This is a genomic window from Chitinophaga sp., from assembly GCF_035564935.1.
Taxonomy (GTDB): domain Bacteria; phylum Bacteroidota; class Bacteroidia; order Chitinophagales; family Chitinophagaceae; genus Chitinophaga.
Window position 1 is genome coordinate 1 of record NZ_DATMTE010001048.1, and the last position, 11060, is coordinate 11060.

An 11060-nucleotide genomic window follows, 5' to 3' on the forward strand; every position below is an offset into this window, starting at 1 on the left:
AATCTTCGCTCCGTTCCTTTTTATACTTTTAGCAAATGCTATTTCTTCATGTACATTACTTCCTTCACCAGTTTCACGGTACGCTCAATATCCGGCAGGTATAATTTTACCAGGTTGGGCGCGTAGTGCATAGGAGCATCCTGTGCAGTGATACGGCGGATAGGCGCATCCAGGTAGTCGAAACCTTCTTTCTGGATACGGTAAGTGATTTCGGAAGAAATACTTGCAAATGGCCATTGTTCTTCAACAATTACCAGGCGGTTTGTTTTCTTCACAGACTCCAGGATGGTGAACCAATCCAGCGGACGGATAGTACGCAGATCGATCACTTCCGCTTCGATACCTTCTTTTGCCAGTTCTTCCGCTGCACCCAACGCTACTTTCATCATTTTGTTGAAAGATACGATGGTCACATCTTTACCAGCGCGTTTGATGTCTGCTTTACCGATCGGGATGATGTATTCTTCTTCAGGTACTTCACCCATATCGCCATACATCAATTCGCTCTCCATGAATACAACCGGGTCTTCATCGCGGATGGCCGCTTTGAGCAAACCTTTTGCATCATACGGATTAGAAACGGATATCACCTTCAGGCCCGGGATATTGGCATAGTAGCTTTCGAATGCAGTAGAGTGTTGCGCACCCAGCTGTCCGGCAGAACCGTTTGGTCCGCGGAAAACGATGGGGCAACCTACCTGGCCGCCACTCATTGCCAGCATTTTTGAAGCAGTATTGAGGATCTGGTCCAGCGCCAGTACAGCGAAGTTCCAGGTCATAAACTCAACCACCGGACGCAGGCCGTTCTGTGCAGCACCTACCCCGATAGCAGCAAATCCAAGTTCAGCAATCGGCGTATCAATAACGCGTTTTGGACCAAACTCATCCAGCATTCCCTGGCTCACTTTATAAGCGCCATTGTATTCGGCTACTTCCTCCCCCATAAGGAATACCCGTTCATCACGGCGAAATTCCTCCTGCAGGGCTTCTCTTAAGGCTTGTCTGAAAGCTATCTGACGCATGCTATTCTTAATTGAAAGTTTAAATGCCTTATTGAAAGGCAGGGCAAAAATATTGTTTGTTAACGAAAAAGCAAAGCAAACAACCGATTAATAATTATTATACCGCCAACAAAGGCCGGTATACCATTAATTAAAATAAATACATATATTTATAATTTAGTCTTTATTGCTACCTACACCTATGATTACCATCACTATCCTGACCTTATGCTTTTTAGCCGCTCTTTCCTTAAAGATCAAAAAAGCGAAATTACCTGAATTGCAGGCGCTCCTGTGGTACCTTCACCTTGTTTTCGGTTGCTTTGCGCTGTTATGCCTGTTATTAATGCTGAATGGCTACGGTTTCAAGGGTACGCAAACCGAGCGGGTATTCTTTACCCTCTATGCCGGCTCAGGGATGCTGCTTTACGGTCTTTCCAAACCAGACAACGACGCCCGCTATGCTTACCTGATGCTTTTCTTCGGGTTCCCGTTTATACTGCTGTTTGGCCTGCTGCTGCCGCCGCTGCGCATCGTCACCCTGGTAGCAGCCATCACCCTGCTGTCCGACAGCGAGTTTAAACATTATGATATCGACGGCGACTATGCCCTGCAAACGAAAAGCACCGGCATATTATCCGGTTACCCGGTTTACAGCCTGGTGGAAGACAAATACCTGTTCTTTGAAAAAGTGACACAGGATGTGGTAAAGCCGCAGGCGGCCCTGCATTCGCTGAAGATGGCCAAAAGGGGGAAAGACAGTGTGAGGATACAGCTGAACAATATAGATACGGTGATTGTGCTTTCCGAATAAACAGGGCTGACTAAAAAGTGAAGACCGGGAGCATCGCGTAGCAATTTTTCCAGTCCCCGGGATTTTAGCCAGCCCGGCAAAATGATTATACTCTTTCTATGATCATAGCGCTGGCGCCGCCGCCGCCGTTACAGATCCCTGCAACGCCGTACCGCGCCTGCTGCTGATGCAGGATCGCATTCAGTGTTATTACAATGCGTGCGCCACTGCAGCCAATAGGATGTCCGATTGCCACAGCGCCGCCCCATACGTTTACTTTATCGAGCGACAGCCCCAGGTCTTTTGCATTGGCTATAGGCACGCAGGAAAATGCTTCATTTACTTCCGCCACGTCCATATCGCTGATGTTCAAACCGGCTTTGGCCAGCGCATTGTTGATGGCTTTTACCGGCGTGGTGGTAAACCATTCCGGCGCCTGTGAAGCATCGGCAAAGCTGATGATCTTTGCCAGCGGCTTCAATCCCAGCGCTTTCAGTTTTTCGCCGCTTACCAGCACTACAGCTGCCGCGCCATCATTGATGTTGGAGGCATTGGCCGCGGTGATAGTCCCGTCTTTCTGGAAACTTGGTTTCAGGGAAGGTACTTTTTCAAAGATGACTTTTTTGTAATCTTCATCTTCAGATACAGTTACTACCTGTTTGCCAGGCACCTGCACCGGTATTACTTCGTCTTTAAAATATCCTTTCTCCCAGGCAGCAGCCGCACGTTTATAACTTTCAATGGCGTATGCGTCCTGGTCTTCGCGGGTAATTTTATATTCAGTGGCACAAAGCTCCGCCGCATTACCCATGTGAAAATCCTTGTAAGGATCCCAGAGGCCATCGCGGATAATGCCATCGATCACTGCGCCATGGCCGAGTTTATAACCGGTACGTGCTTTATCGAGGTAATAAGGTGCAGCGCTCATGTTTTCCATGCCGCCGGCTACCACTATTTCATTATCACCCAGCAGGATACTCTGGGCGCCCAGCATAATGGCTTTCATACCGGAAGCGCATACCTTATTAACGGTAGTGCAGGGTATAGTGTTGGGCAGGCCCGCAGCAAGACTGGCCTGGTTAGCAGGCGCCTGTCCGAGGTTGGCGCTGAGCACATTGCCCATGTACACTTCATTCACTTCTGAAGGGGCCACTCCTGCCCTTTCCAGGGCGGCCTTCATAACCTGGGCTCCAAGCTGGGTAGCCGGAACACCTGCCAGTGCGCCATTGAATGAACCTATAGGGGTACGGGCCACAGCTACTATAAATACTTCTTTCATCTGATAAATAAGATTGATTTGGCTAGTTTATAATCTACCAAATATAAGGAAAAGTTGCGGGGAACACTCATCATGCGGGCATACTGCCCTCCTTCTTTTCAAATCCTAATTTTGCCGTATGTTTGCAGTTGGATGATATCTCAAAACTCCATACAACAGATCCTCAGCCGCATTGATATTGTGGAAATTGTGGGTTCCTTCGTTAAACTGAAAAAAAGGGGCGCCAATTACCTTGGCCTGTGCCCGTTTCATAACGAGAAGTCGCCCTCCTTCACCGTATCTCCCGGCAAAGAGATCTACAAATGCTTTGGTTGCGGCGCCAGCGGCAATTCCATCAGCTTTATCATGGAGCATGAGAAATACTCCTATGTAGAAGCGCTCCGGTGGCTGGCACAGCGCTACCAGATAGAGCTGGAAGAAACGGAAGTAAGCCCCGAACTGAAGCAGCACCAGCTGATGGCGGATAGTTTGTTCATCATCAACAACTACGCAAAGGAATATTTCACCGATACGCTGTTTAACAAGGAAGAAGGCCAGAATGTGGGCCTGAGTTATTTTGAAGAAAGAGGATTTACGGAAGAAACCATTAAAAAGTTCCAGCTTGGCTACTGTCTGAATACCTTTGACGCTTTTGCCAAATCGGCATTGAACAAAGGATACAACCTGGAATACCTGCAAAAAACAGGGCTGGTAACCATCCGTAACGATCAACCCGCCGATAACTACCGCGGCCGGGTCATTTTCCCGATCCATAACCAGTCCGGCAAAGTACTGGGCTTTGGCGCGCGTATCCTGGTAAAATCAGACCGGGCGCCGAAATACATCAATTCTCCCGAAAACGAAATTTATGTAAAAAGCCGGGTACTGTATGGTACTTACTTTGCAAGGCACGCTATTGACAAGCTCAATGAGTGCCTGCTTGTAGAAGGCTATACCGATGTGATTTCCCTGCACCAGGCCGGTGTGGAAAACGTGGTGGCCTCCAGTGGTACCTCGCTTACACAGGATCAGCTGCGCCTGATAAAAAAATATACCAACAACCTCACCATCCTTTATGACGGCGACAGCGCCGGCGTGAAAGCTGCGCTCCGCGGGCTGGACATGGCCATTGAGGAAGGGCTGAACGTGAAGCTGGTACTGCTGCCGGACAAAGAAGATCCGGACAGTTATGTGCAGAAGATCGGTGCAGAAGCGTTCCGTGAGTTCATCAAAGAAAACAAACAGGACTTTGTACTGTTCAAACTGCAGCTGAGCATGCAGGAAGCCGGTACAGACAGCAACAAGAAATCGCAGCTGGTAAATGAAATCGCCGAAACCATTTCCAAAATTGATAAGGCGGAAGATTTTACGCGGCAGCAGGATTATATCCGCCAGTGCAGCCAGCTACTGCATATTGATGAACAGGGGCTGATACAGCTGGTCAATAAATTTATCCGCGACCGGCTTGTAAAAAGGGAACAGGCGCATGCGCGTAACAATCCCGCTCCCGCCGATGATGAACTCAGCGAAGAAGCGATTGCCGCTATGGAAGCTGCCGAAACAGGCATTTCGGTAGACTCCCTGATCAGCGGACATGAAAAACAGGAAAAGGCCCTGGTAAAAATCCTGCTGCGTTTTGGCGACAAACCTTTTAAAGAAGAAGACAATAGTACGGTAGCAGATTATGTGTTCCATTTGCCCTATGATTTTGAAGCACTGGCCGAAAGTGAGCTGGTGAAAAGGATCTTAAGGGAATACAAAGCCCTGTATGATGCGGGGAATCTGCAGGATAAACGCTGGTTCCTTTATCATGAAGACCAGCAGTTTTCAAAAGAGATCGCCAATATCCTGGAAGACCAGGAAGCCGATCTCAGTATGAAATGGAAAGAGCAGTTTGAAATAGATACGGTTTATGGTGATGATGCATATTTAAAAGATACCCTCTCCACTACCAACTACCTGATCCTGCGAAAAGTGAAAAAGTTAATCCATGAAAACCAGGCTGAAGTTCAAAAGGCCTTTAAGGATAACGACTACGAAGCGGCCAAAAGCTGTCTTGAAATGCAGATACACCTCAACTCCCTGGAAAAAGAACTTACCAACGGGATGGGCACCGTTATTTTCAAATAAGCGTTAACGTTAGTTTTTATACCCGCTCCCATACCTGGAAGGAGAAGGAATACTGATTTTTTTCATCTGCCTCATGACGTTCATCAGTTACCAGTTCAAATTCAGCGCCATCCAGCTGTGGGAAAAAAGCATCCCCCTGAACAACGGCATACACCCGGGTAAGATAGATCCGTTCCACTAACGGCCACGCCTGTTCGAAAATCTGGGAGCCGCCGGTAATAAACAGTTCATCGCCGCCGAACGACTTTGCTTTTTCAATGCCCTCTTCCACAGATCCTACCACATATGCACCTTCCGGCCGGAAATCGCTTTGCCGGGTGATCACAATGTTAGGCCGGCCAGGCAGGGGTTTCCCCAGCGATTCAAATGTTTTACGGCCCATTACAATGGGTTTACCCAGGGTAGTGGATTTAAAATATTTAAGGTCCGTGGGCAAACGCCAGGGCAGCATATTATTGATACCGATTACGTTATTTTCCGAAGCGGCTACTATAATGGATATACGCATAAACGGGAGTTATATGGCTACCGGCGCTTTGATGGCCGGATGAAACTGGTAATCTTCCAGTTTAAAATCTTCATACTTAAAAGAGAAAATGTCTCTGACATCCGGGTTGATCCTCATTACCGGTAAAGGAAACGGTTCGCGGGTCAGTTGGAGGCTGGCCTGTTCCATATGGTTGCTGTACAGGTGCACATCCCCGAAAGTATGGATAAAGTCGCCTGCTTCCAGGTCGCATACCTGTGCCATCATCATGGTGAGCAAGGCGTAGGAAGCGATATTGAAAGGCACGCCCAGGAATACATCGGCGCTGCGCTGGTACAGCTGGCAGCTGAGTTTTCCACGGGTTTCGCCTTTTGCCGGGTCGGCAGGGGTTACGTAAAACTGGAACAGGCAGTGGCAGGGGCTGAGTGCCATTTCCGACAGTTCGCCTACATTCCAGGCGTTCACAATAATACGACGGGAGTCGGGATTGTTCCGGATGGTATTTACCCCTTCTGTGATCTGGTCTATTACTTTGCCGCTGCGGGTTTCCCAGCTGCGCCATTGTTTACCGTATACCGGTCCGAGATCGCCGTTTTCATTGGCCCATTCGTCCCAGATACTCACACCGTGTTCTTTCAGCCATCCTATATTGGTATCTCCCTTTAAAAACCAGAGCAATTCGTATATGATCGACTTGAGGTGCAGCTTTTTGGTAGTTACCACGGGAAAGCCTTCCTGCAGGTTGAATCTCATCTGGTAGCCAAAACAGCTGGTTGTGCCGGTACCGGTGCGGTCTGTTTTTACAGCGCCGTTCCGGATAATATGTTGTAATAAAGATAGATACTGCTCCATAAGGCCGCAATTTACGAAGTTTTCCAGTTGAAAAATATAACATAATTCAGCCAAAGAAAAAAAGCGGATGTACTCCTAAATTTTCGTAATCTGCTGTAATATTTGCTTACAACAAGATCGGCTTAATGAGAAACTTCTGCCCATCAGAGATGATGATGAAAAACCCGTAGCACCCCTTGTGGCAGAGGATCACAGCAAAGTTAATTTATCAGCAACCAAAATCAGGATCTGTAAACCAAAAATAATCAGCGACATGATATCGTAACCTCGTTTTAATCATCATTCATTATCTAAACTATCAAAAGCTATGCTTCTACCAAAATCCAGCTTGCTGGTACTGTTATGTCTATGCAGTACCCTTGCACTATTTGCACAGCAAAACATCACCGGAAAAATCAGGGATGCCGTAAGCGGCAAGCCCATTCCCGGCGTTACTGTACGCGTTCCCAACACCAACAAAGGAACAATTACTGACGCCGATGGCAACTACACACTCTCCGTTGCCGCAGGCACCACGAGCCTGACGGTAAGCTATACCGGCTACAAAACAAAAATTGTTACTCTCACGCCTGGCAATAATGTTATAAACCTGAGCCTGGAAGAGGATTTCGCCCGCCTTGATGAAATTGTGGTAACCGGCCTGGCCACCAACGTAAAGCGAAGCAACCTCGCCAATGCAGTAGCCACTATTTCAGGTACGGAACTGAATGGCGTGGCCCCTGCACAAACATTTGATGCAGCGCTCAGCGGTAAGGTACCCGGCGCCATGATAACGGCCAATTCCGGCGCTCCAGGCGGCGGTATTTCCGTAAAAATGCGCGGTATCACTTCCGTATTCGGCAACTCTCAGCCGTTATATGTGGTAGATGGTATTTTCTTCAATAACAGCAGTATTCCGGCAGGATTGAACGATGTAACCGGCGCCGCCACTTCAGGCAGCCCCAATAACCAGGACAACCCCTCCAGCCGCATTGCGGACCTCAACCCGGAAGACATTGAAAACATTGAGATCCTGAAAGGGGCTTCCGCCGCCGCTATGTATGGCGCCAAAGCCGCCGCCGGCGTAGTGATCATCACCACTAAAAAAGGCAGATCCGGTAAAACAAAGATCTCCCTCAACCAGGAAACCGGCTTTGTGAAAGTACGGCACCTCATGGGCGTACGTACCTTCACCCCCGAAACGGCCGCCGACCTCGCGGGCACCGCCGATAATCCTGACCCTGTTGTACAGGCCAAGCGCGCCGCCTATAAAGCACAGTTTACCGAAGCAAAGAATGCAGGGAAGATCTACGACTACGAAAAAGAGATCTTCGGGCAAACAGGACTGGTGCTGAACACCGGCCTATCTCTCAGCGGTGGCGGTGAAAAAACCACCTTCTATCTTTCCGGTAACCGGCGCCAGGAAAACGGCATTGTGAAAGGAACCGGGTATTTTAACAACTCCATCCGGCTAAACGTGGATCACAAAGTGAGCGACCGTATATCCGTTGGCGTTACTACCAACTACATCAGCTCTTCTGCCGACAGGGGGCTGACCAATAACGACAACAACGGCGTTTCCCTTGGTGTGGCATTGTCGTCCACCCCTGATTTTGTGAACCTGTTCCCCAATTCACTGGGCGAATATCCACGCAATACATTCGCCAGTTCCAACCCGCTGGAAACGCGCGATAATATGATCAACAACGAGAAGACCAACCGCTTTGTGGGCGGTGGTAATATTGAGATCCGGCTGCAACAGGGCGATCGCTCCAATACCAGGCTGGTAGGACGCGGCGGTGTTGATTATTTCAATTTTAAAACAGCGGCGCTCTTTCCCCGCAACCTCCAGTTTGAAGAAAACGGCCAGCAGGGACACTCTATCCAGGGCAATACCAATAACACCAACACCAATATCGGCGGGTTCATCGTAAATACATTTACACCTAACAATAACCTCAGTTTAACCAGTACTGCCGGCGCCACACTGGAAACCGGCTACCTGGATAATATTGTGACCGTTGCTACCAACCTGGTATCCGGCCAGAGTAACCTGGATGCCAGCGCTAATACCACCACCCGGCAATTTCGCCAGAAATACCGCGACAATGGCATTTTTGTACAGGAAGACCTCTCGCTGATGGATGCCATTACCCTCAGTGCAGGCGTACGTTTCGACCGGTCAACCAACAATGGCGAATACCAGAAATACTATGTTTTCCCGAAAGGATCCATTTCCTGGAACATTGCCAAAATGGATTTCTGGAAAGTGGCTGGTGTGGATAACTTAAAGCTGCGGGCCGCTTATGGACAGTCGGGCAACGTACCTCCTTACGGCAGTAAATTTACCCAGATGCTGGGAAGCAATATCGGCGGATTCCCGGGCGTACTGGTAGAGAACCTGCAGGGTAACCCCGATATCAAACCGGAACGGCAGGCCGAATTTGAAACCGGCCTGGATGTAAGTGTACTCAATGGCCGGGTCAGTCTTGAAGCTACCTACTACAATAAGAAAATTTATGATGTGCTGCTTCGTCACTCGTTGCCGGCATCTTCCGGTTATGCCACTGAATGGAAAAACAGCGGCGATCTCAGGAACCAGGGAATAGAACTGGGCTTAAACCTGATACCGGTGAACAAGCCCAATGTACGCTGGAACAGCAATATCAACTGGTGGCGTAACCGGTCAAAGGTCACCAAGCTGATCATTCCACCATATGCCATTGGCGCTTTTGGTAATTCACTCGGTACTTTTTACCTGGAAGAAGGACAACCTGCCACGCAGATCAAAGGTACTGTGGGCGATGATCTGAAGCTGATCGGAAATGCCGAACCGGATTTCCAGATGAGCTTTTTTAATGAGTTAACTGTGTTCAAAAACTTCTCCCTGCGTTTCCTCATCCATTGGAAAAAAGGCGGGGACAATATCAACCTTACCCAGCTGCTCACCGATCTGGGCGCTACTTCCTTCGACTATGACGATGAGATGAAAGGCACGAAGGCAGGGCTTTACCGCCCCGGCGCCGGCGATGCTTCCATTTATGTGCAGGACGCTTCGTATGTACGTATCCGTGAAATAGGCATCTATTACAATATTCCAATAAAAAATACATCGGTGCTGAAAGGGATCCGTGTGGGCCTATCTGCCAATAATTTCTTTACCTGGACAAAGTACGTGGGTTATGATCCGGAAGTATCCAACTTCGGAAGCAACACCATTACAACCGCCCAAACCCGCGGCAGTAACGGTTTATCAACAGGGGTGGATGTTATGCCGTTCCCTGCATCCAAAAGGGCCAGCTTTCACGTTGGCGTCGATTTCTGATCATTTTCCATCTGCTTAAATCAATACATATGAAAAAGTATCTTTCAATAATAGCGATCGCTCTTTTACTGCTGGTGATCAACGCCTGTCAGAAAGGAGAAATCAACAGTTTGAATACACCGGTAGTAACGGGCATCACCACAGATCCTTCCAAAAGCGACCTGTTTAACCTGGTAACCGGTGCGGAATCCGGCATGCGCAACAGTCTTTCCACCTACCTGGACGGTACCGGTATTATAGGCCGGGAAATTTACCGTTTCTCCGGTGCAGAGCCCAGGTACACCACCGACCTGCTGGGCGGCGGTACCAAAGTGCTGGATAATAATACGTTTTACATTACCAATCCCTGGTCGGCCAGGTACCAGGTGGCCAGGCAGTGTTTTATTCTGCTTGATGCCATAGGCAACACCCGCACAGAAGTGGCTTCGGATGTGCAAAAAAAGGCTTTTACCGGGTTTGCCAAAACGTTGATAGGCTACCAGTTGTTGCTGAACCTGAACATGACGAATACCAATGGGGTGCGTATCCCCGTAGCCAACGGCGCCACACTGGGGCCCATCATTACCAATACTGCCCAGGTGCTGGATTCTGTACTGAAATTCCTGAACGACGGGAAAGCTGACCTTACCGGATCGGAAGTTATTTTTCCTTTGTCCGATGGATTCCTGGGATTTAAAGATGCTGCCGGTCTGCTTAAATTTAACAGGGCCCTTGCAGCCAGGGTGTATATTTACCGGCAGCAATGGGCCAATGCACTCACCGCACTCAACGAATCGTTCTTTGACCTGAACGGTCCGGTGAATACAGGGATCTATCATTACTTTTCCACGAATGGCGGCGATCTTGCCAATACCATGTACCTGCCGCCCAACGGCAACGGGGAAATAAGGGTATCGCATCCATCTTTCGCCACGAATATTCTACCCGGCGACGACCGTATCAGCAAAACAGCATTGCGGAATGATCCTGCCAGCCAGGGCGGGTTAACCGGCAACCGTGATGTAATTGTGTGGAATTCGTTGAATGCTCCTATCAGCATTATCAGGAATGAAGAACTGGTACTGATATATGCAGAAGCGAAAATACAAACCAATGCATTTCCCGATGCGGTAGTAGCGCTCAACCGGATCAGGATAGCGCATGGCCTCCCGCCCTACGGCGGCCTCTCCACCCAGGATGCACTGATCAACGAATTGTTATATAACAGGCGTTATTCCCTTTTTATGGAAGGCCAC

Annotated in this window: 8 protein-coding genes; 4 read left to right on the top strand and 4 right to left on the bottom strand. The window is 48.8% G+C overall.

The genetic code is table 11. The features are described from left to right. Positions 1-38: 38 nt before the first annotated feature. The gene (locus VN105_RS27245) at positions 39-1064 is read right to left on the bottom strand and encodes a pyruvate dehydrogenase complex E1 component subunit beta (RefSeq protein WP_349255715.1); all 1026 of its coding nucleotides are present in this window, start codon (positions 1062-1064) and stop codon (positions 39-41) included. Positions 1065-1203: 139 nt separating this feature from the next. Here VN105_RS27245 and VN105_RS27250 point away from each other — a divergent pair, with 139 nt between their 5' ends. Beyond that, on the top strand, positions 1204-1815 hold the full coding sequence (locus VN105_RS27250) for a hypothetical protein (RefSeq protein WP_325646211.1): 612 nt from the start codon (positions 1204-1206) through the stop codon (positions 1813-1815). An 85-nt stretch (positions 1816-1900) separates the two neighbouring features. On the opposite strand, the gene VN105_RS27255 is transcribed toward VN105_RS27250, so the two are convergent. Continuing rightward, positions 1901-3073, bottom strand: coding sequence for an acetyl-CoA C-acyltransferase (locus VN105_RS27255; protein WP_325646213.1), 1173 nt, complete (start codon positions 3071-3073; stop codon positions 1901-1903). A 132-nt stretch (positions 3074-3205) separates the two neighbouring features. Between VN105_RS27255 and dnaG the strand changes: the two genes are divergently transcribed. Then, positions 3206-5182 (top strand): DNA primase, encoded by a 1977-nt coding sequence (gene dnaG, locus VN105_RS27260; protein WP_325646215.1) that lies wholly within the window; start codon positions 3206-3208, stop codon positions 5180-5182. Positions 5183-5198: 16 nt separating this feature from the next. Here the strand turns inward: dnaG and VN105_RS27265 are convergent, their stop codons facing one another. Both VN105_RS27265 and VN105_RS27270 read right to left on the bottom strand, forming a co-directional pair. Further along, positions 5199-5690, bottom strand: a complete 492-nt coding sequence (locus VN105_RS27265) for a dihydrofolate reductase (RefSeq protein ID WP_325646217.1) — start codon at positions 5688-5690, stop codon at positions 5199-5201. 9 nt (positions 5691-5699) lie between these two features. Next, positions 5700-6521, bottom strand: coding sequence for a thymidylate synthase (locus VN105_RS27270; protein ID WP_325646219.1), 822 nt, complete (start codon positions 6519-6521; stop codon positions 5700-5702). A gap of 307 nt (positions 6522-6828) precedes the next feature. On the opposite strand from VN105_RS27270, the gene VN105_RS27275 reads away from it, so the two are divergent. Both VN105_RS27275 and VN105_RS27280 read left to right on the top strand, forming a co-directional pair. Continuing rightward, a complete protein-coding gene (locus VN105_RS27275; RefSeq protein WP_325646221.1) occupies positions 6829-9825 on the top strand; it encodes a SusC/RagA family TonB-linked outer membrane protein in 2997 nt (998 codons plus the stop codon). A 29-nt stretch (positions 9826-9854) separates the two neighbouring features. Further along, positions 9855-11060 (top strand): RagB/SusD family nutrient uptake outer membrane protein (locus tag VN105_RS27280; RefSeq protein WP_325646223.1); only part of this gene is annotated, 1206 nt, incomplete at its 3' end.